At 57.3% G+C, this 26,009-nt stretch carries 18 protein-coding genes and 3 pseudogenes; 6 read left to right on the top strand and 15 right to left on the bottom strand.

The features are described 5' to 3' along the window. Positions 1-43: 43 nt before the first annotated feature. Positions 44-766, bottom strand: coding sequence for a sugar phosphate nucleotidyltransferase (locus tag BV911_RS15650; RefSeq protein WP_086054560.1), 723 nt, complete (start codon positions 764-766; stop codon positions 44-46). 648 nt (positions 767-1,414) lie between these two features. Between BV911_RS15650 and BV911_RS15645 the strand changes: the two genes are divergently transcribed. Continuing rightward, entirely contained in the window at positions 1,415-2,218 is an 804-nt protein-coding gene (locus BV911_RS15645; RefSeq protein ID WP_168184104.1) for a response regulator transcription factor, read from the top strand. A 110-nt stretch (positions 2,219-2,328) separates the two neighbouring features. On the opposite strand, the gene BV911_RS15640 is transcribed toward BV911_RS15645, so the two are convergent. Next, positions 2,329-3,957: a calcium-binding protein gene (locus tag BV911_RS15640; protein WP_086054550.1), complete on the bottom strand. Its 1,629-nt coding sequence runs from the start codon at positions 3,955-3,957 to the stop codon at positions 2,329-2,331. 956 nt (positions 3,958-4,913) lie between these two features. On the opposite strand from BV911_RS15640, the gene BV911_RS15635 reads away from it, so the two are divergent. Continuing rightward, positions 4,914-6,896: a Wzz/FepE/Etk N-terminal domain-containing protein gene (locus BV911_RS15635; RefSeq protein WP_086054549.1), complete on the top strand. Its 1,983-nt coding sequence runs from the start codon at positions 4,914-4,916 to the stop codon at positions 6,894-6,896. 427 nt (positions 6,897-7,323) lie between these two features. On the opposite strand, the pseudogene BV911_RS15630 reads toward BV911_RS15635, so the two are convergent. Both BV911_RS15630 and BV911_RS15625 read right to left on the bottom strand, forming a co-directional pair. Next, positions 7,324-8,022, bottom strand: a pseudogene (locus BV911_RS15630) (IS6 family transposase). Between the two features lie 85 nt (positions 8,023-8,107). After that, positions 8,108-9,151: an IS110 family transposase gene (locus BV911_RS15625; protein ID WP_086054548.1), complete on the bottom strand. Its 1,044-nt coding sequence runs from the start codon at positions 9,149-9,151 to the stop codon at positions 8,108-8,110. Between the two features lie 347 nt (positions 9,152-9,498). On the opposite strand from BV911_RS15625, the pseudogene BV911_RS15620 reads away from it, so the two are divergent. After that, positions 9,499-10,883 (top strand): annotated as a pseudogene (locus tag BV911_RS15620) (IS66 family transposase); the annotation flags it as partial. Positions 10,884-10,911: 28 nt separating this feature from the next. Then, positions 10,912-11,487: pseudogene (locus tag BV911_RS15615) on the top strand (IS5 family transposase); the annotation flags it as partial. Positions 11,488-11,643: 156 nt separating this feature from the next. Here the strand turns inward: BV911_RS15615 and BV911_RS15610 are convergent. Beyond that, the gene (locus tag BV911_RS15610) at positions 11,644-13,029 is read right to left on the bottom strand and encodes an ADP-ribosylglycohydrolase family protein (protein WP_086054547.1); all 1,386 of its coding nucleotides are present in this window, start codon (positions 13,027-13,029) and stop codon (positions 11,644-11,646) included. Positions 13,030-13,112: 83 nt separating this feature from the next. On the opposite strand from BV911_RS15610, the gene BV911_RS15605 reads away from it, so the two are divergent. Beyond that, positions 13,113-14,159, top strand: coding sequence for a LacI family DNA-binding transcriptional regulator (locus BV911_RS15605; RefSeq protein WP_086054546.1), 1,047 nt, complete (start codon positions 13,113-13,115; stop codon positions 14,157-14,159). Here BV911_RS15605 and BV911_RS15600 read toward each other — a convergent pair. From BV911_RS15600 to BV911_RS15555, 10 genes are all read right to left on the bottom strand, one after another. Next, positions 14,084-14,866: a 5-formyltetrahydrofolate cyclo-ligase gene (locus BV911_RS15600; protein ID WP_086054545.1), complete on the bottom strand. Its 783-nt coding sequence runs from the start codon at positions 14,864-14,866 to the stop codon at positions 14,084-14,086. The genes BV911_RS15605 and BV911_RS15600 overlap by 76 nt on opposite strands. Then, positions 14,866-15,978, bottom strand: coding sequence for an ABC transporter ATP-binding protein (locus BV911_RS15595; protein ID WP_086054544.1), 1,113 nt, complete (start codon positions 15,976-15,978; stop codon positions 14,866-14,868). The genes BV911_RS15600 and BV911_RS15595 overlap by 1 nt, the downstream gene beginning before the upstream one ends. Beyond that, positions 15,975-16,754, bottom strand: coding sequence for an ABC transporter permease (locus tag BV911_RS15590; protein ID WP_086054543.1), 780 nt, complete (start codon positions 16,752-16,754; stop codon positions 15,975-15,977). The genes BV911_RS15595 and BV911_RS15590 overlap by 4 nt, the downstream gene beginning before the upstream one ends. After that, on the bottom strand, positions 16,751-17,602 hold the full coding sequence (locus BV911_RS15585) for an ABC transporter permease (protein WP_086054542.1): 852 nt from the start codon (positions 17,600-17,602) through the stop codon (positions 16,751-16,753). Before BV911_RS15585 ends, BV911_RS15590 begins: the two co-directional genes overlap by 4 nt. A gap of 34 nt (positions 17,603-17,636) precedes the next feature. Beyond that, complete coding sequence (locus BV911_RS15580; protein WP_168184103.1) at positions 17,637-18,662, bottom strand: extracellular solute-binding protein; 1,026 nt, start codon at positions 18,660-18,662, stop codon at positions 17,637-17,639. A 346-nt stretch (positions 18,663-19,008) separates the two neighbouring features. Continuing rightward, positions 19,009-20,289, bottom strand: a complete 1,281-nt coding sequence (locus BV911_RS15575; RefSeq protein WP_086054540.1) for a Gfo/Idh/MocA family oxidoreductase — start codon at positions 20,287-20,289, stop codon at positions 19,009-19,011. A 116-nt stretch (positions 20,290-20,405) separates the two neighbouring features. Then, positions 20,406-21,482, bottom strand: coding sequence for an ABC transporter ATP-binding protein (locus tag BV911_RS15570; RefSeq protein ID WP_086054539.1), 1,077 nt, complete (start codon positions 21,480-21,482; stop codon positions 20,406-20,408). Positions 21,483-21,558: 76 nt separating this feature from the next. After that, positions 21,559-22,434, bottom strand: a complete 876-nt coding sequence (locus tag BV911_RS15565; protein ID WP_086054538.1) for a carbohydrate ABC transporter permease — start codon at positions 22,432-22,434, stop codon at positions 21,559-21,561. After that, the gene (locus BV911_RS15560; protein ID WP_240512278.1) at positions 22,427-23,374 is read right to left on the bottom strand and encodes a carbohydrate ABC transporter permease; all 948 of its coding nucleotides are present in this window, start codon (positions 23,372-23,374) and stop codon (positions 22,427-22,429) included. The genes BV911_RS15565 and BV911_RS15560 overlap by 8 nt, the downstream gene beginning before the upstream one ends. A gap of 3 nt (positions 23,375-23,377) precedes the next feature. Next, positions 23,378-24,670, bottom strand: coding sequence for an ABC transporter substrate-binding protein (locus tag BV911_RS15555; RefSeq protein WP_086054537.1), 1,293 nt, complete (start codon positions 24,668-24,670; stop codon positions 23,378-23,380). A gap of 265 nt (positions 24,671-24,935) precedes the next feature. Here BV911_RS15555 and BV911_RS15550 point away from each other — a divergent pair, with 265 nt between their 5' ends. After that, positions 24,936-25,871, top strand: a complete 936-nt coding sequence (locus BV911_RS15550; RefSeq protein WP_086054536.1) for a LysR family transcriptional regulator — start codon at positions 24,936-24,938, stop codon at positions 25,869-25,871. The last annotated feature ends 138 nt before the right edge of the window (positions 25,872-26,009 follow it).

Here is a 26,009-nt window from a genome sequence, read left to right as displayed (position 1 = left end):
TTTCAAAGAGAGGGAATGCGTGGGTGATAGCGGGAAATGTCGGTCAGGCCACGGAGGTCAAACGCTCATGCGGCGGCGCCTGTTCGTCCCATGTCAGCGTCTGCGCCGCCTCGAAATCTTCAATCCGACCGATATCGAGCCACAGGCCATCATGCTGATAAATATGCAGATGCTCGTCTCTAGACAGCAAACAATGCGCGAGATCATCGAATCCAAAAGGAACGCCCTTGGGTATGTATTGGAAGATTTCGGGCTCCATGCAATACACGCCCATACTCATGATATTTTGAAAACGGGGCTTCTCTTGGAAGCTTGTGACCCGCCCATCAGCCGCTTCGATCACACCGAAATCCATCAGCGTCTCCCGCGTCGCCGTCGCCACGGTTGCAATGGCGCCGCTTTTGCGATGGCACGCCACGAAGGCACCGATACTCAGGTCCGTCAGGACGTCCCCATTGATTACCATGAAGGTGGAGTCGATTTCTTCACGCAACAAGCTTAGCGCCCCGATCGTACCGAGAGGTTCGGGTTCATCGGTATAAGTGATCCGCATGTCCCACTGCCGGCCATCGCCACAGAAACTCTTGATGATGTGCCGCAGATATCCAGTCGTGATATAGACGTCTTGGACATCGTTGCGACGGAGCCATTTCACAAGGTGCTCGAGCACAGGTTGGGAGTGAACAGGCATCAAAGGCTTTGGCAGCACCATAGTATACGGTCGCAGCCGCGTTCCTTTTCCTCCACATTGGATTACAACTTTCATGGACTCCCCCCCGCCAAAGATAAACATTCGAATCGTTTAGGTTGAAGACTTTCAACCATTCAGGCTAATGTCATTGGGCCATAGCTACATCACAACGTTATCCTGAATATTTCCAATTCAGAGAAAAAATAATGGGTAGGCCGTGCCCTAAAAGGGTTAACGGAATTTGAACTTCTCCTATTTTGGTTAGAATGACCCCTAAAAATCAGTGGGTTTTCGTATTGAGAACAGTCAAATGATTTATCGCCATACTGTAATTAAATTGAGAACACCAATCGATTCGCAAAACTTGATTGCGGCTAATGCATTTACTCATAAGATCTGCGATTTCCACCTTCATGCATCGAGGCTCCTTATATAAGACGACGTGAAAATTTAGCGTAAATCTATGATTTTATGTGTTTATCTAAATAATAGGTACTCACAATAAATTAGAAAGGAAGCTTGCCGACCTTCAAAAAAGTGTTACAAAAGGGTTGATAGGCTGGGAACTTTCACGCAGTATGGATTTGAACTTTGGCTGAGACTATGTTTCCAAAATTCGCCCATTTGCCTCCCTGAATTTAATATTTTGAGCAGCCAGACCACATAAAGCCTGAAACTAATTTTCAGATATTTACTATGCTCGTGGACTCGGAGGGAGAAAAAATGAAGAAGATAGATTTCATAGCCATAATAGATTCCAGCTCTATTTCCTGCGAGGGCCTTAAATCCATTCTGGATCGACGCCGCTTCCAAATTAAAGATGTCTGGAACCGCATTGATGAAGCCATAAAAGCGGGACCTGCGGGCTATATCCCTGCCGCGATCTTGATCAACTCGGCCATAGGTGACTTGCCCTCTGATCGAAGCCTAGCCCAGCTGCGCGAGACCTACCCCGGTACACGCGTGATTTTAATCTCAGAAAAATGCGATCTGGTGCGTATTCAGAAGTCTCTAAAAGCAGGAATCGACGGTTTCCTTCTCGAGACGATTCAACCCGAGGCCGTATCCAAGGCAATCGAAATGATCTTGATGGGAGAGCGGGTATTTCCCGCGACGCACTTGGCGCACCTAGTGCAGGCGGAAGATCTGGAAGGCGAGATCGCCGAGTCGATCCAGACCGATATGCCAGTCTTGGACGAACTCTCCGCAGGCCAGAAGCGGGTTCTCGCGCTCATCGCGAAGGCATACCCAAACAAAATCATTGCCCGGGAACTGAACATATCCGAGTCCACGGTGAAGGTTCACGTAAAGGCAATTCTGCGCAAGACCGGAGCGCGCAATCGCACTGACGTCGCGCTGCTGGCACGAGGCCTGCGGGTTGAAGACCCTCAAGAGCACAATGCATTCGAAGCCGCGTCGGCATGCCCTAGAAAGACAAAGCTTCCGACTGAAACGGTTAATCCCATTGGCAGTCCCGCCAAAATTCCCGTTGTAGTTGAACTTACTCGCCGAGCGTCGATTCGCTGAGGCTTGGTGCGTCCGATAAAGGGCCTTCCTCACGGGGTCCCGCAGCCTTCACCGGGCGGATAATATACCCGAGCCCGGCGCGATGCGGTCCCCGCAAAGAAAGAGTGTTTTCAGAGCATGAAATCAGTCTCTGACACCGCCACATTGCCCGCGAGCATGAAGGTAAATTCAGCCTCAGGGTCTCTGTCTACATTGCCCGAGACCACGGTGAAGCCAGAGGCCGCGTCATACGCGATCGTCAACTCCCCAGGGGCGCCGGTGAACCCACCGTCAACAAGATCAAAGGCTTGATCGGAACTCATACTGCGGTTGGCATCGATCATCGAAAGATTGATCCTGTCGCCTGCCGTAAAATCCATGATCGTGTCTACGCCGTAACTATCCCGCGAGTCGCTGAGACGCGTAAATATGAAGATGTCCGCGCCAGCATCGCCCCAAATGACGTCGGCCCCATCGTTCCCACGGATTATATCGTCACCATCGCCGCCGCGGATGGTGTCATCGCCATTCTTTCCGTCAATCGTGTTGTTCTGAGCGTTTCCAACAATGATTTCATCAGCGCCATCGCCCTTAAATTTCGTACCACTGAAGGTTGCAATACTCGCTCTCGGCACGTCGGGTGTGTCAGGTGTCACCGGCGTGATTGTGTCAACGTCGGGCTTGCTTGTGTCGATGACGGGCGCGCTTGTGTCAACGTCGGGCTTGTTTGTGTCGATGGCGGGCGCGCTTGTGTCAACGTCGGGCTTGTTTGTGTCGATGGCGGGCGCGCTTGTGTCAACGTCGGGCTTGCTTGTGTCGATGACGGGTGCGCTTGTGTCAACGTCGGGCACACTTGGGTCCACGACCTCACTATCAGGGACATAGGATCCAGCGTCGTCCGGATGGGCGTTAATCCACTCCGTGCGCGCATTCTGCCAGTAGTCGCGCGCTTCCTGTCCCTGCAGTATCGTCCAGCCTGCCGGTGGCATGGGATAGTCACTCGGAAGAGGCGTGTCAGACAAGTTCAGAAAGAAGTTGCCCGAGGACTCAATGGTGTTATCCCACGCGTCAAACATACTGCGATAGCTACGGTGGTTCACATCCTCTAAAGCAAATACGTTGTCTATGAAGCGTAGATTCGGCGTGACTTCACCGTCAGTGGCCGAATCTGTCTTGATGAAAGACCCATGCGTGATCTCACCATTATAACTGGAAAGCTGAAGCCGCAGGAGAACACCTTCAAGTGTCACGGTCTCATTGTGGCCGTCGACCGGGCTTGACGACGATGGGTCAATGCTCAGTCCAGCAAACACACCGTCGAACAGACTGTCGCGGATGGTGCCACTTTGAAGGCGGTCGTTTTCAACGGCATCGTCCCGAGCATCCGACACCCAAACGTCCTCAATGAGAAAATCGGGGCTGTTCCACGAGACGCGAATGGCATCCCAAGTGTCCGTTATGCGCCAGTCCCGGATCACGACGCCGGGGCTATCCTCTGCCCTGATACCTGCCGAATTTCCCAGGTCGTACACGCTGCGCCATGCGCTTGTCTGGTCGATGTTCCCAATAATTCTGCCGCCGTCCAAAATGGCGCCGGGCGAATCATAGACCATAAAGGGATAGGGGCTGCTTTTCCCGTCCGTATCGTCATTGTCATGAATCCAAGATGCGGTTTCCGCGTCGATGAGCGTCCCGGCCTCGAGGCCGGATATCTTATATGGTGAGTAGCCGTAGTCCCCGGTCAGAGTAACAACGTTCATTGATTAACTCCCGCTGTGGAAGTTGATTGAACACAGAGATTAGGGACACGCCCGCAAGATGATCTTTTTCGTGTGAGGTTATTGATTTCTGGATCGATATCATGTATGTAGCGCATATAGTTGGACATCCTTTTTTGCACCGAATTCAATTCTAAACAGGTGTCGAAAGCAGTTAGACGCTGCGCGACGCGGATCGTACTCCGCTGGTACCTGTGTTGGCGACGCTAAGGTGCCCTTGAAAGACTGGAGATGCAAACCGCCGAGGTTCCTTCGGCGGCATCTTGCCTGATTGGTCGAAATGGACCGCCCAAAAGGCGCCGGGACCTTCGAGATCGCAGAGCCCGTTCGGACGGAAATGAGTCCCCCGGCACGTAGACCGCCATTCTTGCGATGACTGCGCCAATGAGCGAACTGTTCTCCCGGATCCGGGTTGCATCCATTCGCCGCACAATGGGCGGTCGTGACGGAACACAGCCATTGCTCTGCCTCAAGGACAATGATGGTCTTCGGCACCCTGCGCTGCTCCGGCGTGTCTAGGCCATGGGGAAATCCTAGCCTCACCATTTAGAGGTAGAGACGATACTCCCAGATAGAACTTCGTCCGCATCAGTTGTTATGTGATTGTCGGGTCAAAGGCTCGGACCGATGCGTCAAACTTGCGGGCGGTCTATCGCATGAGCCGCAAGCGCACGCTGGCCCACGGGCAACGCCTCAAGAGAACGGTGGTGGTGCGCTTAAAAACCGACTTGTGAATATCGAAAGCAGATTGTGGCCGAGCTCAACGTCTTTTCACTGCACCCTAATCGGAACCCATTTTTTGATCGCATTCCTACGCGGCGGAATTTGGGCAAGGTCCTGATGTGGTGGGGGAACTACGTCCTTCGGTGCATCCTTCCCTCCCTCCCCTACCAACACAATCATTTTACGTCAGAGGCCGGGCGCCTTGGATTCCCGCTATGATTCATCGGAACTCAGACGAACTACACTTCCGACAGATAGCGACGCTTGTCCGGCGTCGGTGGCTTCTGATTGGGACGATGGTTCTGCTGGGCGGCGGTCTTGCGGCCGCCGCGGGGATCCTGCTGCAGCCCCGTTATACGGCCAAAGCGCAGATCCTCTATGAGACCGAAGTGCAGGACGGCGTCACGGTGATCGACGAAACGGCCGTTGAAACTTTGGTCGAGATGCTGATCTCGCCAAATCATGTGCACCGCCTTTCCCTAAGTCTAAAGGAAGGCCCCGGGCCAACCCCCATCCCAACCGACGCAAGGGGCGGCACCGATGTGAATTCGGCACAAGCCACAGCCGACGGTGCATCCCTCCCGCCGCCCGATCTCGGATACGAAGCCCTCAACCGTGGACTGAATGCCTATAAAGAGCGCCAGTCGCGCTTGATTGCCGTAACCTTTACCATGACGAATCCGGAAACCGCCGCGTTTATCGCCAATCGCGCGGTCGAACTCTTTCTCGAGCTCGAGGAAAAGTACCAGCGCGAACGGAGAGCTTACGCCCTCAGGCTAATCGAAGATCGCATCCCCAAGGCCCAAGCCGAATTTGATCAGTCAGAACGTGCGTTGAGGGCACACAAAATCGAATTTGGGCAAAGCGATACGACCGGATTAGACATGACAGACCGGCAGATTGCTGATCTGAACCGACAGCTAATGATCGCGCGTTCCGATCTCGAACTCCGTGAAGCTCGGGTCGAGCAGCGCCGCATGGACGTCCATTTAGCCAGCGGGTCAACAGATGTCGATGACACAGTGGCCACTGATCGGGCAGAGCTTGAGGGGTTGATCCTAGACCGCGACTTAGTCGAAGCGCGCCTGCGCGACATTGAGCGACGACTTGAAATATTTCGACGCGGCAGCTTCGAGGCGACCGAATCTTGGACGCGTCTGAGGGAGCTTGAACGGGAGGCAGCAGCGGCCGGGCAAAATTACGAAAGCTTGCTGCGGCGTAGCGCCGATTTGTCGGGCAATAGCGGCCTCCGCCCTTCGGCGCGCCTCATTACTACGGCCTCGATACCGAACGAACCCAGCTCACCAAACCCGATGCTGTTTGTGGTGCCGGCAATGGTCGCATCCCTGATTGTCGGCGGTATGATGGCGGCCTTGGTCGAGCGTCTCGACCAGCGTCTTCGCGGCGAAAGAGACATTGAAGTGGCGCTCGGCGTTCCCTGCATTGGCCTGGTTCCGAAGGTAACACGCATTCGGCGCGCGCCGGCGTTGCGGCGCCTTCTGCACGATCATCCTTTCGATGCCTACACTGAGGCGATCCGCGGGCTCTTCGTGACAACAACATGGCGTTCGACGCAAGGGATCCAGCCGACGACGCTTTTGGTTACCTCCTGCGCCAATGGTGAAGGCAAGACCACACTGGTTGTTAGTCTCGCGATCTATGCCGCACGATTAAAACGGCGCGTCCTTGTGATCGATCTAGATTTCCGCAGCCCCGGGTTGCGGCGCGTACTCGGCGAAGTCGAGGACCATGACATCCCAGCGGATGGTTCCCTCCCTTGGGATGCATCGCAGGAAGCCGGAATTTTTACAGTAAAAGGGACCGGCATTGATTATTTTTCGGTTACGCACACCGGAAATGATCCGCTTTCGGTGCTCACCAGCGACGGGTTTCCCAAACTCTTGTCCCGGCTACGGGAAACCTATGACTACATCCTGATCGACAGTGGCCCTGTGGTTAGTGCCACTGAGACGCGGCTTCTCGCGTCAATGGTGGATCGCGTAATCCTGACGGTAAAGTGGGGGGTGACCAACGCGCGGGCGGGGATTACGGCAATGCAACATATTCGAGCAACTGGCACGGACCAGCCCATTCCCGTCGCCGTGGTCATCAACCAGGTCAAACCAGGTGTCCAAAGGCGTCGTCGCTACAGCGAGCCTGGCCAAACAACTGTCCTGCCGCAAACCAATGGCATCTGACGGCGAAGGGCGCTTCTGATCAGTCTTGATGGACGTCTAATCGCGATCGGTTTTGTAAACCTTTTCTGCAAAGTTTCACTGTCCGGAACGTTGGCGGTTCCGGGGTCGCTACACTGATCTGAACTGTAAAGTCCACGAAATCATCGCTACTTACAAATGTCCACTTTGGCGCTCGTCGCGATGCAGAGAACGCCTGATCGCCGCCCCGACTTCCGGGCCAACTCGAACGGCCCAGAGCCGCCTTCCACCCACCACGCCGATGCCGCGCCGAGCCACTGTCAAGTCTGGCGTCCAAGCGATCATCATGCGGCAGCTTGATCTTGGGTTGATGACTTGATGCCGCTGAGGAAAACGACGCATTCAATGACGTTCGCGGGAGTTGTCACGTAAACTGAACACATTCAGTTGGGACGCGAATTTGGCCAATTCAAGCGATTCCTGCCGCCTTCCAAGCATCGAATGCTTCCATCCGATGGTACCGGATGGTCAGGGCAGCGCGACGACGGGATGGCGCGGTAAAGCGATTGCGGGTGGATGAGTGGATGGAGACGAAGCGCTGCAGACCTCCGGGCGACCGGAACCCCTGCATCGTTTGCTCACGTTTTCGAAACGGCAGATGGCTGTTTTCAGCGCGATTATTGAGACCTTTGTGCGACCAGTGATCGACGTGCGACGCGACCTCACGTTTGCCGCACCGTAAGAACGCAATTTGTCAGTGACGATCCACTTTGGCACAAAACCATGACGCTTGATCAGGCTGATCAAAAGCCGCGTTGCCGCCTGCTTGTCTCGCTTGGATTGAAGAATTTCTTCCAGAACGACACCGTGCTGATCGACAGCCCGCCGGAGCCAAAATGACCTGCCAGAGATTTTCAAGGGCGACTTCGTCCAGATGCCAAACATCACCCGGTCGGGCCTGGCGACGTCGAAGATTCCCTGCGATTTGCGGCCCAAACTTAACCATCCAGCGGCGGATATTTTCGTAAGATATGTCGATGCCGCGCTCCAACAACAGCTCTTCAACCTTGCGAAGGCTCAGGTTGAAGCGGGCGTACAGCCAAACCGCGTGAGCGATGATCTGGGATGGAAACCGGTGGCGTTTATAGCTGATGGTCGGCGTGTGCATGGCCGTCAGCTATGTCCAAACCACGACGCGTGCAACCAAACGAAGCTTAATGTGACAACACCCCCCTATGACTCTCCTATGTTTGTCAAGGCGCGCATTTTGCGTCGTTTGGCGCACAGAGCTCGCGGTAGATTTCGCGGATGATATAGCGCTTCAGGCACCGCGTGATCTCGCGCTTGCTTTTGCCTTGAGCGGTACGTTTGAGCACATAGTTTTGTGTGACTTCATGATCCCGCATTCGGGTGATGGCGACGATGTAGAGGGCGGCATTGGCTTGCCGGTTCCCACCGCGGTTCAGACGCATTCGGTTGGTTTTGCCGCTTGAAGCCGGGATCGGGCAAACCCCGCAGAGTTTGGCCAGAGCTGCTTCGGATTTGATCCGCTCGGGGTTATCGCCAACGACGATCAGCATTTCGGCCGCTGTCATGACGCCAACGCCATACGTGTTCATCAGACCGGGTGCCTTCTCTCTGACCATTGGTTCGAGTTCTTGATCGTGTGCGTGGATTTCTTCGTGCAAGAGCAGCCAGCGCCGGGCAATTGCGCGCATCGCTGCCTTAGCGGAAGCGGTTGGCGATACGATTTTTCCTGGTCTGAGTGCTGCGATGTGACGGATCAGTTTGATCGGGCCCTTGATCAGCTCCAGCATCTCGCGCAGCTCGGCAGGAGCATTAATGATCAGTGTTTTCAAGGTGATAATCGCTTGCGACCTGGCCTTCACCGCACTGTCGCGCGCAATCTTGAGATGCCGGATCATTTCTGACGCTCCAGCTTGCGTTTTGGCAAGGGCGGTGGCTTGCCCGTTCAACACTGACCGGGCCGCGCTTTCCGCGTCAAGGCTGTCTGACTTACCGTGAAGATAGCGCAGCTGGCGATTTGGGCGCATGACGTCCAGAACCGTATACCCCTTGGCGAGCAGGTCGCGAGACAAGCCTGCGCCGTAGGCCCCAGTGCCCTCGATACCAAATGCTTTGGAGGTGCCGAGCTCTGATGCCCATACTTCCAGATCGCGATATCCTTGGCGGGTCGTGGGGAGTGTCATGGTACCCAGACGAGCGCCCTGACGACTGATCGCAACAGCAATGTGTTTGGATTTGTGGGTGTCAACGCCGATGATAATCTGGTCCATGGAGGCTCCCTCACTGAAATGGCCCGGGCACCGTTCGAAGAGGACAGGACTGTGAAGGTACGTACCGTCAGGCTCCTATTAGGTCACATCTCGCCCGCCGCCGGGGCAGCGTGATGGTCGACAGGTCACAGGGAAGACACGAAGTCATTCAGGGAATGGGTCAGACCATCACGCCGCAGTACCACACTCACAGTCAGGGAAGTTGTCTGCTGCTCGATTTTTCTCTATTTTTCAGGTGGGCGGGATAGGACGATGATTTGGGATACTCACCGGAACGTAAGGCGGCCGTCCTGAAGCGGATGCTGCCGCCGAATAACCTCCCTGTGCGACAGTTGTCGCAAGAAGAAGGGGTCTCGGATGCGACGCCGCGCGAACGCCGCGAACTGGACCCCGGTGCCTGCTGCCCGGACTGCGGTGGTGATCTGCGCGTAGTGGGTGAGGATGTCAGCGAACTGCTCGACATGATCGCCGCGCAGATGAAGGTGATCCAGATCGCCCGGATTAAGAAGTCCTGCCGCCGCTGCGAGCGGATCGTGCAGGAGCCGGCTCCCAGCCGTCCCATCCCGGGCAGCATGGCCGGGCCGAACCTGCTGGCCCATGTTCTGGTCTCGAAGTTCGACGATCATCTTCCCTTGTATCGCCAGCACGAGATCTTTGCCCGCATGGGCGCGGACATTCCCGAGACCACGCTTGTCGGTTGGTGCGGACGGGCCATGAAGACCCTGTCGCCGCTAATCGAACGGATCGAATCTGACATCATGGGCAGCGATCTGCTGCACGCAGACGGTGAGCCATCGCGTCGCCATGCGTTCGAGACCGATGGCGAACCCGATCCGTGTGCTGGACCGGTCATTGCGCGACAAGGGGCTTGGCAAAGGCGTCAGACAAGGCCGGATCTGGGCCTATGTGCGCGAGTGAGCCGTTGTGTCGCCATATGTTCGAGACCAATGGCGAACGCCCCTGGGCTGGATCATCCCCGCCCGGGGCCGTCTATCGGTTCGCACCGGACTGGAAGGAGGAGCATGTCTTGACCCATCTGGCCGACGCCCGCGGCATCCTTCAGGCCGACGGTTACAAAGGCTATGCCAAGCTCTATGAGCCAGAGCCGGACGGCACCCCCCGTTTACGCGAGGCGGCGTGCTGGGCGCACCTGCGCCGTGACTTCCACGATGTCTGGACATCCACCAAGTCCGAGATCGCCCGCGAGACGCTCGACCGGATCGGCAAACTCTATGACATCGAGCGCGACAGCGAGCCAATGTGCGCCATTGGTTTAAGCACAATGGCGAGCGGCCAGCCTGCTGACGTCCGTCACGCGGCACGTCAAAAATTCAGCCAGCCAAAAGTTGAGGCCTTCTTTGCGTGGTCCGAGCAGCAACTCCTGCGCATTCCGGGCAAGAGCAATTTGGCCAAGGCCTTCCGCTATGGCCTCAATCGCGCGGAGGCCTTCAGCTTGTTCCTGACAGACGGTCGTGTGGCCATCGACAATAATCCGGCTGAACGCGCTCTGCGCCCCATCGGCATTGGAAGAAAGAACTGGCTGTTTGCCGGGGCTGACACCGGTGCGGAAACACTCGCACGCGCCATGACTATCATTGAAACAGCCAAGCTGAATGGCCTTGATCCGCAAGCCTATCTCGCTGACATCCTCGATCACAAAATTAACCGGCTGGATGAATTACTCCCATGGAATTGGACGCCGATGGCCATGCAGAACAGCCAAGCTGCATAACCGCGGCCTCAATGGAGCGGTTACCCCCAAGCGACGCGTCTGGCGCAAGATCCACATCGCTATAGACGCGCAAACGTTGGAAGTCAGAGCGGTTGAGATCACCGGCAGCAACACAGGGGATGCACCGATGTTGCCCTGTCTGCTCAACCAGATCCCGCGCAATCAGGAGATCGGCAGCGTGACTGCCGATGGTGCCGACGACACGCGCCGATGCCACAACGCCATTGCAGACCGCGGTGCGGACGCGGTCATCCCGCCACGCCGAAATGCCCAGCCATGCAAACCAACCACCGCCGGAGCCATCGCCAGGAACGATGCATTGCGCGCATTAAGACAACTGGGTCGGGCGCTCTGGCGAAACTGGAGCGGATACCACCGCCGGAGCCGCGTCGAGACAAAGATGCATTGCATGAAACTGCTCGGTTAGCGGCTGATGGCGCGCGACTTTGACCGCCAAGTCGCTGAGGTTCAGGTGCGCATTGCGATCCTGAACGGCTACACCGCCCTTGGCATCCCTGTCACGACAGCCGTGGGACAAATCCGTCTCGGGAAAGGGGAGAACCGTTCGTCAGCTAATTTGCGCAACAGAGTCCTCAGCCAGTAAAGATTGCTCATATAACTCCCCCAAGATTTGAGGGGGATGAATCACACAGCCATACCAGCATCAACCAGATTAATGGGTCCTGAGCCTAGGTAAAAATCGTAGTTGCTAAGAAAACTCTTGCAAAATAGGGGCTGTCCACAAATGGCAATACCGCTTTTAGCTGGAACGGCTTCGGGCAATAGCATCGAGGGTTTTGCGGACCAATCGATCAAAAGACAGGGTTTGTGGCCGACGCATATAGGTGACGATATCGCCAGCCAGCAACGGGTCGCTCCAGCGTGCATCAATCACGCCGCTGCCATAACGCAGACCCAATACGCAAAGCATCTGCGCCGCGTTGCAGTCCACATCATGGCCAAGGCCACAGAGGATTTCCAATGTCCGGTCGAAATCATCGTCCCCGAACCACAGCGCAATCACCTGAGCTGCAGCGTTAGGATATGCATGTATCCAGTTATAATCCAGATATAAGCTATCGCAAGCGGCCCAAGCCGTTTGCCAATCTGGCCCAGCCCGGCAGGACAGCAGGGCATGGCGGATCACCTGCCCGTATTCCGTTGTTTCAGGAATCATGGTGACCGTGCGCGCCAGAAGGTCGCGCAAATCTCCGGGGGCGAAGGCCAAGGCGCAGAGCACCGCATTGAACACTTCGCCCAATATTCCGTTGCCCGCATGGCTGATCTCGGCATCCAACCACGCAAGGCGCGCGGCCTCTTTCGCACGTCCGGGAACCACCATTCCGCAAATCGCGCCGCGCATCTGGGCGCCAATCCACTCATCGAAGGGGTTGTTGAGACTGCCCGACAGCGGCGGCATCACCCCCCGACGCAGGTGGTCCAATGCCACGCCTTCGGCGGACCAGCCCAGCGGGATCATCCCGACCCAATTGGCCGCGATATCGCGAGACGTCACAGCTGGCCCGTGATCCAGATAGGCCTCAAGAAAGGCCAACTCAAAAGTAATGTCGTCATTATAGGTGTTGGGGGTCCGCAAATATGTGGTGACGGGTCCAAAGGCTTTGGCAATTTGCTCGGCGGTGTAGCCTTCAAGCGCGGTGCCCGCAGCCGCCCCGACCAATTGCCCCAGCCATCCAGCCCGGATCCGGTCCGGCAGAATGACCGCGTCAATCACCAGATCGTCGGGCCAAATGACTTCTGCGGCAAAGCTGTCCCAGTCCGAAAACCGGGAGGTCAGTTGCGACGGGTGGTCTGGATCTGGATGGGCTTCGCGCATCAGCACCCGCAGCTGCATATCAATACGCAGCAGTGCCTCGATGTCACCGTCCGTTGCAGCGGCAAGTCCCTGCCGAAGCAACTGCCCATAGTCCCCTAGGATAAACCCTTTGTTTTCTAATGATTGCAACGCACCCGCCATCAGGCATTCTGGTGCGCCAGAGCCGGGCGCATTCGACGCCCAGAACTGCATCAGCTCGGCGCCTTGATGCCGCATCAGTTGCGACGCATCCCATGTCTGATCTTCCTCCGCGCGTAATTTCGGGGCGGTCTCGCGCAACAAATGTGCGGTATGCTGGGCCGCTCTCATACCGCACCTCGCATCGGTGCAAAGGCTAGCATTCTCATAACAAGCGGGCCTAAGATCGGACTGCGCAACAAGTGGTAGGTGGCATGAAGAAACGCGTCACGATCCGGGATGTGGCAAAGGCGGCGGGGGTTTCTTCGGCCACCGTATCTTACGTGATGAACGATCTTGGCAAAGTCACGCCCGAGGTTGATCGTCTGGTACGAAGCGCCGCACAGGATTTGGGCTATGCCCGCAACCGCGCCGCCGTGTCGCTGAAGACCGGGCGCCACAACGTGATTGGCTGCATCCTGCCCACGCTGGTCAGCCCGATCTTCCCCGAGATCGCTGAAGCGGTTCAAAGCCATGCCGAAAGCCGTGGTCTGGCAACGCTGCTGATCAATTCGGGCGACACCCCGCGCCGCGAGGCCGAAGCATTGCGCATGCTGGCTGATCACGGGGTTGATGGCGCAGTCGCGGTGCTGCATCCGGAATTTGAAACCATCGGCGGTCAACCGCGTTTCCCGGTGGTCACGATCGACGGCCCCCTGCCCGGTCACGACTGCATTCAGGCCGCTCATGCTGACGGTGGTCGGCTGATCGCGGAGTATATCCGCACGCTCGGGCACCGCCGCATCGGCCTGTTGTCGGGCGGAGACGACATCGCCTCCAGCCGCGAACGACGGCGGGGTTTCCTTAAGGCGGCAGCTGGTTTCTGCGATGTGGTCTGGGAAGAAACTGTTCCCCTGACGGCGACCCTTGGTCCGGACGCAAAGCGGCGCATGGCGCAGCGCGACGTGTCGCTGGTGGTTTGCGTCAACGATCTGGTGGCAATCGGTGCGCTGTCTGCCCTGCGCGACCTTGGCATTGACGTCCCCGGCGAAGTCTCGGTGATCGGATTTGATGACATCGGAATGAGCGCTTGGCCTCTCATCGGGCTGACCACCGTCCGTCAATCTCTGATCGACCTCGGGCGAAGCGCGGTTGATTTGTTGATCCAGCGCATCGGCGGCGACACGTCCCCGCCCCACACCATTGTTTTGCCAGTCAGCCTTGTGGAGCGGGCGACAACCGCGCCTCATGCTGCACCCCCGGTATCCTTGGCCAGCAATCGGTCGCGCAGCTTGGCCAAGAAGGGGATGTCGCGGAACTGATCGGGCTGCACCATCTCCCAATCGACCCCACCAGGGATCGTAGTAGCGGGCGGGGTCCGGATCAGTTCGGCCTCGGTCGCGATCATGGATAGCGGGCTGTCATGGGCCATCATCGGCACTCGATCAGACTCGACCAGTTGCGAGGAATGTACCAACGTCACGACCGGCGTGTCAGGTTGGACAGTGCCAAGGTCGCGAAAGATACCGGCCTCCAGATCCGCGAAGCCCGCGCCTTTGCCAGTGCGTCCCCCTTCGCGCGATACAGCGACAGACCCAAGAATGCAGAAGTCCAGAGCGGGAACGTCTTCGAACTCGATCCGTTCGCCATGCATCATATAGCCTTCAGCGGTCGCCGCCAATTCAAAGCTGACGCCTGTTTCAACGAGCTTAACGGGGTCAAGCCGCAGATAGGGGAAATCCCGTGTGAGGGCTGGCACCGGAACATACAGCACTTTGCCCGCATAAAGGGCCCTTAAGCGAATGGGGATTTGGGGCGCATCAGGGTTGCACTTCACGGTCTGCGCCGCCTGCCATTCCGGCGTTAACGAGATATGGAATGCCGCCATATCGGCCCCCGAAAAGTTGGGAATATTTCCAAATGCCGGGCCGATCGCGACACCGGTTCGTTCCAGCAAGCCCCAGATTTCTTCGCGTAATTCCTGTTTCGCCGGGCTGCGTTTCGCCCAGGTTTCAGCATTGCTCCACATCAGTATTCTCCTGCAGTCGCGGGCGCGATATTGGCGCCGCTTTCGTTGTCGTAAAGGCCAGTCACCGCCCCGGGCAGGACAAAGACCACCTGCCCCGTCTCGGGCAGCGCATCGGCGCTTCGCACCAGCACAACCGGGGCCGGAGCATCGGCGCCAGTAAGTTCCACATGAGCAAGCCGTTCGCCACCCATGTATTCTACCGCTTTCAAGCGCCCGGAAATGGCGCCCGGCACCTCTTGGGCCACTAGGCGAAGGGTTTCGGGGCGCAGGGCCAAACGGGCGGGACCACGAAGTGCCGCCACCGCTTGTGCCACCTGCCCCACCGGGGTCCAGACCACTCCAGAGATGCTGACCGTCCCGGGCGCATTTCCCGGCGCAACCGGCAAGAGATTGGCCGGGGGGCTGCCGAGAAACGCCGCCGCAAACGCGGATGCCGGACGGTTGTACAAGTCTTCTGGGCGGTCGACCTGAATCACCTCGCCCCGCTCCATCAGTGCCACGCGGTCCGCGAGGGTCAGTGCCTCGACCTGATCATGCGTGACCATGATCGTGGTCAGCCCGGTGCGTTCGTGCAACTCGCGCAACTCGATCCGAACAGACTGGCGCAACACGGCGTCAAGGTTCGACAACGGCTCGTCCAGCAACAGCAAACGCGGCTTAATGGCAATAGCACGGGCAATGGCAATGCGTTGCTGTTGACCACCCGAGAGTTCGCCCGGACGGCGGGTCCCATACTCGCGCATGGACACGGTCTCCAATGCCTCATCAATCCGCCGTTCGGCCTCTGCGCCCCGAATGCCGCGCATATCCAGACCGAAACCGACGTTCTGGCGCACATCCATATGGGGAAATAACGCATAATTCTGGAAGACAAGACCGATGTCACGCTCCCAAGCTGGCGTTTTGGTCATGTCGACTCCATCCAGAATCAGAGTGCCACGACCGGGATCAAGCAGCCCTGCAAGGATGCGCAGCAGCGTCGTCTTGCCCGACCCAGACGGGCCCAGAAGCGCCAAGAATTCGCCTCGGGCGATGTCCATGTCGATGCAGTGCAAAGCGGTCGAGCGGCCATAGCTTTTGGCTACATCCCTGATCGTCAGATAGGCGGTCATGTCCGCAAGGCCTTTCTGCTGAAAATTTCGGTCAGGATGACGACGCTCAGGATTGAGCAGATCACCATGGTTCCGATGGCAAGAGTGGTCGGGTCGATCCCTTGGCCGCGCAGTTGCGAATACAACCGCACAGGGAAGGTCATCCAACTGGACCCGGCGATAAAGGTGGACACGATCACATCGTTGAACGAGATGAAGAATGACAAGGCAACTGAGGTCGCCAGACCGGGCAAAGCCAACGGCAAGGTAACACGGGCGAACGCCCTCCAAGGCCGGGCGCCAAGGGACCGTGCGGCCAGTTCAAGCCCCGGATCAATGGACGATAACGTCGCCAACATCACCCGCACCGAAAACGGCAGAGTAAAGGTGGCGTGGGCCAAAACCAGCCCCGACAGCGTGCCGCCAATTCCAAGCCACGCATAGATCTGCAATAGCGCAATCGCCCAGATCACCAGAGGAAGGGTCAACGGGGCCAGCAGCACCATCTCAAGCGACGCGCGCGTTTTTAGAACCCCACGCTGCAGTCCCAGTGCCGCGGCTGTCCCAAGCGTGACCGAAATCACCGTAGCCAACAGTCCCACCACGGTACTGTTGAACAGGGAACTGCGATACTCGGCGCTGGCAAAGGCCGCACGAAACCACCGCAACGACAACTCGCGTGGCGGGAAGCGGAAAAACTTGCCGTCATCAAAGCTTGAAAACACCAGCACCAGCAGAGGCGCGACCGTGAACAGAACGACAAATGCTGTGAAACCCGACAAAATAATGCGTCTCATGTTTGTGCCCAATTCGCCCGGCGCAACACGGCCAAAAGTCCGCCCAGACCCGCCATCAAGCCTAGCATGACCATCGCAAGGGCCGAGGCGAACGGCCAGTCCAGCACCAAGCTGGCCTGTTGCCAAGTCATCGTGGCGAAGGTGGCGATCTTTCCTTGTCCCAGAATTTGGGGGGTCACAAACGATGTCAGCGCAGCGCAGAACACCAGCACTGCCCCTGCCAATACCCCTGGAGCGGCCAACGGAAGGACAACCCGCTGCCAGACCTGAGCCGGACGCGCGCCTAAAGACATGGCCGCCTCCTCAAAGCTTGGTGGTAGGCGGTCTAGCACGGCAACCAATGGCAAAACCATCAACGGGAGAAAGGCTTGCACCAGCCCAATCAAGATGCCGATCTGAGTCCCCAAAAGCGGAATGGCCCGGTCGATCAGCCCCATAGTCTTCAGCGTGCCGTTGATGATCCCAAGCGGCGATAGAAGGTTCACCAGCCCCAGCGTTGGCAAGAGCGCGCCGCACACCATCGGCAAGAGCATCAGTGCCGTCACAAAGCGCCGCAAGCGCCCGGCGCGGCGCACGATCCAAAAGGCCACCGGGAACCCCAAAACCAATGCCAACGCCACAGTCGCCACACTTAACCATAGCGTCCGACCGAGGCCGCGAAGGTAATAAGCATCCGAAAAGATCCGAATGTAGTTTTTGAAGGTCAGGGTTGTGTCCACCAAAAGCGAGCCCTCGGGTTGCGACCAAAAACTCATAGCAACCAGCAGCAGAAACGGTGCCAGAAACACGAACGCCACCAGCGCCAGCCCCGGTGCCACCAGCAAATGGGCAGGGCCGCGCCCGATCATGCCACGACCCCGCCTGTTGACACGAATTCGTCGATCACTGGCCTAGAACATCCTTGTTCCAGCGCTCAGTCCAATCGGCACGCTGCGAGATGACATAGGGCCAATCCAGCTGCAAAAGCGATGCCACCTCCTCGGGGGTATTGATGGTGTCGGCGGCGGCGTCATGGCTAAGTTCAGCTTTGGAATTGGTCGGGCCGAATAGCAATTCCTCAGCATAGGCTTGCTGCGTCGCCGGGCTGAGCGCCAGTTCAATAAACATCTGCGCCAATTCCGGGTTCGGAGAATTGGCGACCTGACAAACCATATCTCGCACAAGTACCGGACCGGGATCGGTCGGGAACGCGAACCCGATATTGTCCCATTCCTTCAAAGCGGCCAGCACATAGCCCGAGATCATCGGAGCCATCGCCACCTCGCCCGCATCCATTAGGGCGAAAACTTCATCCAATGAGGTATAGTTCAAAGCCGGTGCACCCAGTTCGCTGACCTTGGCGAAGGCGGCGTCAGGATCGTGCTCGTCACTGCCCACCAGCCGCGCGGCAACCCCCAGCAGCCCATCGCCTTCGGAGCTTGGGTAGGGGGCCATTGCGATCATGCCCCTGTATTCGGGCTTCCACATATCCGCCCATTCCACGGGTTCCGTTACCATGCCCTTGTTGTAGGCAATTCCAAGGCCGACCAGTGACATGGCATAGCAACCATCGTTCATACCCGGCCACAAATCCCCATAGATCGCCGAGGATTCGTCCGGGGCCACGACCAACCCATCCGACAGGGCCTGTGGCGCCTCATAGACATTCTGAAAGGTCACATCCATGGTCGGGTTCGACTTTTCGGCATACATCTTTGCCATCCGGTCCCCCGAACCGCCCAAAAGAAACTCAACCTTTGCACCGGTTAGTTCTTCCAAGGGTCCTGCAGCGTGTTCGCGCAGAAGCCGTTCAATGTCTCCGCCCCAAGTCCCAACAACCAATGTCTTGCCTGAGTAGTCTTGCGCCAAGGCACCACTGCCAAGCGCCAATCCCAGCGCCGCAACGCTCCATCCGGTTTTCCAGTTCATTCCAATGTCAGCCTCTGTTTTCGTTGCAGCCGAGCCCGCTTCGACCCTTGCCATAACGACAATGCTGTCTCGTAGGCCCTGCAACCACAATCTCATACCAGCCCGCACATGGCTTGAACGGCCACTTGGCCCGATTCTGGTTCATTCAAATCGGGATACGCACATCATTCAGGCGCAGTTTAAACGATTACACAAACGTGAAACTAAAATTTTGAAGCTCGCGGCCCCAGCCGCAGGCTTTGTCACACCCGCTGAAACGTCATGTGTCCAAGTTTCAAACCCCGGCGTGCACAGACCGCAATATACGCTGCGATCTGGCAGTTCCTCACTCCACCGCCGGGCTTAATTAAAGACGAACCAGATCCGAGACCTGAACCGGCAGGCCGGTCTGGAACGAGCGGTTTGCCGCAATCCCGGTCAGAATCGACATTGCTCCGTCACGATAGCCGGCGGCATAGGCTCCGCCGGGATTGGATTTGCCGAAGATATCGTCCAGCATCCGGTTGTCCCCGCCACCATGCCCGCCCTCGGCCATATCCACGGGCATTACTTGCGCGGCGGCATCAAGCGGGAAATAGTACAGCTGGATGCCTTCTGCCGCGCCCTCTTGATCCAAGGCGCCACCGCCGTTAATGTACGAGGTCTCGCGCACCATCAACTCGATCCGGCCTCCCGATCCGTTGAAGCTAACGTTGAAGCCTTCCCACGGCGCATACGCGTTCAGCGAATAGGTCATGACGGCGCGGTTGCAATAGCGCACCATGACCTGCATCGTATCCTCGATGCTGACGCCGTCGCCAAAGACGTTCTGATCGCGCTGATAGCCGTCTTCATGCTCTGCATCTAAATACAAGGCTTTCTGCACGGGGCTTTTGGTCATGTCGATCGCGAACGGATCATCCTTGGCCGCGGTAACGCCGGTCGTGCGGGTATAGGGAGTGAACAGGCCCCGCTCTTCGGCGTTGGCACGGCCATAAAAGCGCAGATCTCCCATGCCAAAGACGGTCTCGGGCTGGCTTTGCAGCCAGAAGTTCACCAGATCAAAATGGTGTGTCGATTTATGCACCATCAGCCCGCCACTATTCCGCTTGTCGCGGTGCCAGCGGCGGAAATAGTCGGCACCGTGCTTGGTATCCAGAAGCCATTCGAAGTGTACCGAGTAGACATCCCCGATCGCCCCGGACAAAATCAGCTCGTGGACGGCCGCATTATGTGGGGCGTAGCGGTAGTTGAAGGTGACTCGCACCGAACGCCCTGTGCGTTCGACCGCATCAATGATCTGCTGGCACTTGGTGGCATCGGTCGTCATTGGCTTTTCGGTGATGACATCGCGACCGGCCTCAAGGGCGGCAATTATATAGATATGATGGGTTCGGTCGATCGATGTGACGATCACCACATCCGCGCCGGTATCGTCGAGCATCTTGCCGAAATCTCCGGCCTTATAGGTGGGCAAAGGCCCGATCTGGAAGTCATCCCCGAGCAGTTTGTTGGTATAATCCATCCGGGTCTGATTGGTGTCGCACAGCGCCACTAGCTCAGCGTTATCGCGATAGTTTTTGGCGATCGCCTCATAGAACATGCGGGCGCGGGAACCGGTTCCCACAAGTGCGTATTTCTTGCGCATCTCATTCTCCTGTTGTCGTGTCTGGCCGGGGTGAGTTGTCGGCTGGACATACTGCTCTGGCCGACCCATGAGGGGGTCGATGTCTAGAATTTGGTAGATGATCGGGATGTGTGGGATCAGTTGCGCAGCGCCCGACCGTCAGCAGCAAATAAATGACACAAGCCCGGATCGGTTCTAAGTGAAACGACATCGCCACTGCGGCAGGGTTGTTGGCCGGGAAGCACGACGATCAGTGTCTCAGCGCCGACGGCTAGGCGGGCATGTAAGACGGTGCTAACGCCCAGATGTTCCACCAGTTCGACACGGGCCTCGCCGATGGCCTGGCCCGTCCCGTCGGAGACCGAAATATGCTCGGGACGGATACCCATTGTCAGTGGCGTACCCACCGGGCCTTCGAGTACTTGCCCGGTTTCGATCCGTTGCCCGTCAAGCAAAACCCCTGTCGCATCGGCAATTTGCACGGGCACGAAGTTCATTTTGGGCGATCCGATGAACCCCGCGACAAACTGATCGACGGGCGCATTGTACAGTTCCAGCGGAGAGCCGGCCTGCATCACTTGGCCGGCACGAAGAACGACGATCTGATCGGCCATCGTCATCGCCTCGACCTGATCGTGGGTCACATAAATCATTGTGTTGCCCAACCGCTCGTGCAGCTTGGTAATTTCGACCCGCATTTGCACCCGTAGCTCGGCATCAAGGTTTGAAAGTGGCTCATCGAACAGGAAAATCTTGGGATCACGGACGATTGAGCGCCCGATGGCCACGCGCTGACGCTGGCCGCCGGACAACGCCTTGGGCTTTCGCGGGAGGTAATCTTTGATTTGCAGCGTCTCTGCCGCAGCGCGGACGCGGCGGTCGATCTCGTCGCGCTTATAGCCCGCCGTCTCCAACCCAAAGGCGAGGTTTTTGTAAACACTCATGTGCGGGTAAAGCGCATATGACTGAAAGACCATGGCGATGCCCCGCTTCGCGGCAGCGACATCATTCACCCGGACGCCATCGATCATCAGTTCTCCGCCCGAAATCGACTCAAGTCCCGCGATCATCCTCAAAAGTGTTGATTTTCCGCAGCCCGAAGGGCCAACGAAAACCGTGAATGCCCCCGGTTTGATTTCCAGATCGATCCCAGGAATCACAATATGCGCCTCATAGCGCTTTTCAATTTTGTTAAGTTGTATAGTGGTTGCCATTCGCATTTCCGGATTTCAGGGCCGTCCGATCCCTTGCCACTATGATCAGGGCAAAGCATCAGGCTGGCCAAATGAGTCAGCGTTTCATGCCGGTGGTGGCGATGCCCTCAATGAGCAGCCGTTGGAAGAATAGGAAGATCAGGAAGATCGGAACCAAAGACAGCAGCGACATCGCGAAAAGCTCGTTCCAACTTGACGTGCCGCTTGAGTCGATGAACGAGCGTAGGCCCAATTGGACTGTGTACTGGCTCATTTCGCTTATATAAATCAGCGGTCCGAAAAAGTCCTCCCACGTCCAGATGAAGGAAAAGATCGCGGCAGTCGCCAGCACCGGCATCGACAGTGGCAAGATGATCTTGCGATAGATCCGCCACGGACTGCAGCCGTCCATCCGGGCCGCGTCGTCCAGTTCGCGCGGGATGCCCCGGAAGAACTGGACCATCAGGAATATAAAGAACGCATCCACAGCAAAGTACTTGGGCAGGATCAATGGCCACCATGTGTTCACCCAGCCGAGGCTGCGAAACATCACGTATTGCGGGATCAGCGTTACATGATAGGGCAACATCAAGGTTCCCAGCATCAGCGCGAACCAAAATTTCTGGCCAGAGAACTTCAACCTAGCGAAGGCGAAGGCCACCAGAGAAGCCGCCAGCACATTGCCCACCGTCGCCAGTACCGCGATAATTAGCGAATTGGCAAAAAACCGTCCGAACGTGACCTGTAGTCCGAACCAGCCGTCGCTATAGGCTTGGAGCGTGACCTGTGACGGCATCAGCCCCGCATCGCCTCCGAACAATTCGTCGGCGGGGCGCAGCGACCCCGACAGCATCCACAGGATCGGATAGATCATCACAAACGAGATCGCGATCAGCAGCACATGGCGCACTGTGCCCGTCAGGCGGGGATGGGTTGAGGCGCGACCCGGTACTTCGTGCACAGCGTCAGTCATCGTAATGCACCCAATATTTTGTGGTCAGGAAGGAGAAAGCGGTAAAGACCGCGATAAGGACCACCAACACCCAGGCAAGCGCCGAGGCATAGCCCATGCGGAAATAGCTGAACGCCTCCTGATACAGGTAGAGCGTGTAAAACAGGGTCGAGTTGATCGGTCCGCCCGAGCCGCCCGAGATAATGAAGGCGGGCGTGAAGGCCTTGAACGCTTCAATAGTTTGGATCACGACGTTGAAGAAAATTACCGGTGACAGAAGCGGCAACGTGATGCGGAAAAACTGCCGTGCGGGCGATGCGCCATCCAGACTTGCCGCCTCGTACATGTCGACCGGGATCTGGCGAAGTCCGGCCAGAAAGATGATCATGGGCGATCCGAACTGCCAGACAGACAACACGACCAGCGTGTAAAGCGAGTAATTGGGGTTGGAGATCCAGCTTGGCCCCTCGACCCCGAACTGTGCCAGCAGGCTGTTGACCATGCCGTCTGCGGCGAAGAGCTGTCGCCACAACACCGCGATGGCGACAGAGGTGCCCAATAGCGACGGCAGGTAAAAGATCGCCCTATAAAACGGCAAACCGCGCATCCCCCGATTAAGCACCATTGCCACCGCCAGCGCAAATGCCAGCTTAAGCGGCACGGACAGCGCTACATAAAGTAGGGTCACCCGAATTGACGCAATGAATTTCGGATCAGCGGTGGCCATGCGGACATAGTTTTGCATGCCAACGAATTCAGGCGTGGTCAGCAGGTCATAATTGGTGAACGAAAGGTAAAGTGAGACCAGCGCCGGACCCAGTGTCAGGCAGAAAAAGCCGATGAGCCAGGGCGCAAGGAACAGGTATCCAGCCCCATTGCGCCTGACCGCACCCCAGAGCCATCCGCCCGCCGCAACCTGCTTGCGGGCGTTGCTCGTCGCGACGGTGTTATGGGCTGCCATGCCTTATGTCCGCCTCAGGATCGCGGCGGCTTCATCCACGAGATTAACGCCCCCTTGTTCCGGCGTGCTGACGTCGAAGCCGACCTCTTGGCTGATGCGGATCAAAAGCGCATTGACCTCACCCGCGCCCTGAGGAGGCGAGGGCGGCAACGGCCCGACCTGGGGCGTCACCTTTGAGATGAAGTCGACCACTTTCCGACCCGCCTCGCTCAGATCGGGCTTGATCGCTTCACGGATTTTAGGCGAGGCCGGAACCCCGCGATCAAGCCCCAGAATTTTAGCACCAGCCGGTTCATTGATCAGGAAGTTGATCAATCTGGCCGTCTGCACAGGGCTTTCCGACGTCTCCGAGATCGAGAACATCTGCGACGGCTTCAGATACTGGCCAGGTTCGCCCCCTTCCAGTACAGGTGCACCCACCAGAGACAGTTCGGCAGCGACGAGTTTCTGATAGGATTCAAACCCATTGGACCAGACAAAATCGGTTGCCGCACGGCCCACAACAAGAGGTGAGGTCTCGGGCGAGTTCTTGTAAAGCGCCTGCACGTCTGCCGCCACGCAGCCCTTGGATTTGCGCAGGTCCGCCCAATAGGCAAACCAGCGTCCTGCATCCGCCGCGTCATATCCTAGGGTCCCATCAGGATGGAACAGCGCCTTACCCTGGGTCCGCAGCCAAACCTCGAACAGGCCTTCTTGGCCGCTGCCGTCCGCCGTAGCGCGCATACGGGTGCGCGTATTGCCAGCCGTAAAGGCGGCGCATTTAGCTGAAAATTCATCCCATGTCGTGTCATAGGACGGTGCCTCAAGCCCGGCTTCTTCCCATGCCGCACTATCACTGAAGACCGCGAAGGCGTTGATACCGACATTCCCGCCATACAGCTTCCCGTCTACCGAGCAGCTATCAAGATTGACCTGCCCGAAATCCGCGATCTGCAGTTCTTTGCCAAGGTACTCGTCCAATGGGCGGATTGCGCCGCGTCGCGCATATTCGACCATATAGCGGTAATCCATCTGAATGAAATCGGGCGCGTTCCCCCCTGCGACCTGCGTCGCTAGTCGCGCCCAGTAATCATCCCAGCCCATCGATTCAGACTCAATCGTCACTTCTGGATTGGCTTCCTTGAAAAGTGCGATCGCTCCATTGGTCCGGCGCGCGCGCTCGTCGCCGCCCCACCACATCATGCGGATACTGTTTGGCTGCTGGGCCATTGCCGGGCCGAAATCAAAAAGTGGCAGACTAGCAGCAGCCAACCCGGCACCGAGCAAACGGCGCCGACCGATCAAGGTCGTATTCATGTTCATCCTCCCCAAAAAGATACGCACGAAGCCACAAGGACTTTGACGGGAACGACGTATCTTAATCCTCTTTTTTTATTGACGCCCTCAACGCCAGCAGCGCGCATCGTCGACCCTTACGGGGCCAGACTGCAATTCACATTTGAAATGCATAGCCAGCCCTCAACCTCTGGACAAATACAAATTTTTGGCCGTTATATAAAATTCATTTATATCGAAGCGATTGACCGCTGCTGGCGGAATACCTTCGGAGGGAGGGACCGCGATGGAGAAGGCGCTTGAACAGTTCATTGCAGTGGCCGAGGCTGGGTCACTGGTGGCCGCGGCCGAAACACTGCACGTCTCGCAGCCGGCTCTCAGCTATAATCTGAAGCGACTTGAACAATCTCTTGGCGTCGAACTGTTCACGCGCTCGTCACGCGGCATGCAACTGACCCCTTATGGCGAGACGCTTTACAGTAGCGCCGTTTATATCGAACGGATTCATTCTAACGCCCTTGCCACAATCGCCAGACTGAAGGCAGAACTTGACGAGGGTATCAGCGTTGGGACGGGTTATTCTACGTGGGTTCTTATCCTGAAGGACTATGTCCTCGAACACTTCAAGGCCCACCCAGCCGCACCGATCAATGTCAGCATCGGAGATATGATGCGCTGCATGGATCAACTTATTGCGGGCGACACATCATTGTTCATTGGACACCGGATCGAGAGCCTAAAAGAGGAACTTGAGGTCGACTTCATTCCTATGGGCATTGCCACCGAGGGCTATTTCGTCCGTGAGGGCCACCCGCTTCTTGGGGCCGCGAAGGATTTGAAAACGGTGTACACCTTCCCCAGCGCCGTCGCCGATTCGACCGATGTGCGCCAAAAGCGACTGGTCTCAAGCGGGCGCGACTATGGCGCCAGCCATAGCGGCTATGCATTCACATCTAATTCCCTCGAGGCATGCGTCGAGTTTGTTCGAGCCACCGATGCGGTGTTGTTCCACAGCAACGTCCTGCGCGAACATTTTGCCCAGCAAGGACTTTTTCCGGTGGAAATCCAGCCTCATATGAATGTGCGTAGAGCGGTCATGGGCATTTATGTCCTGCCCGAGCGACGCGCAAATCCCAAGGTACAAGCGTTCATCCGGATCATCATCGAGCGCACCGAGCGCCTGAAACTCTTTCCCCCGATCATGCCAGAGCCAACACAGTAACCAGTTGAAATTGAACCGCGCCAGGTTTGCCGGAGGCTCCAACTCATGAGTAGGATGGAGCATCATGAACAAAACAACGAACAAATATTCACCTGAAGTGCGCGAACGTGCCGTGCGGATGGTTTTGGATGGCGCAGG

This window comes from Pseudoruegeria sp. SK021 (assembly GCF_002119405.1).
Lineage (GTDB): Bacteria > Pseudomonadota > Alphaproteobacteria > Rhodobacterales > Rhodobacteraceae > Meridianimarinicoccus.
Note: the sequence above shows the minus strand (reverse complement) of the source record. Positions and strands in the feature narration are given on the sequence as shown.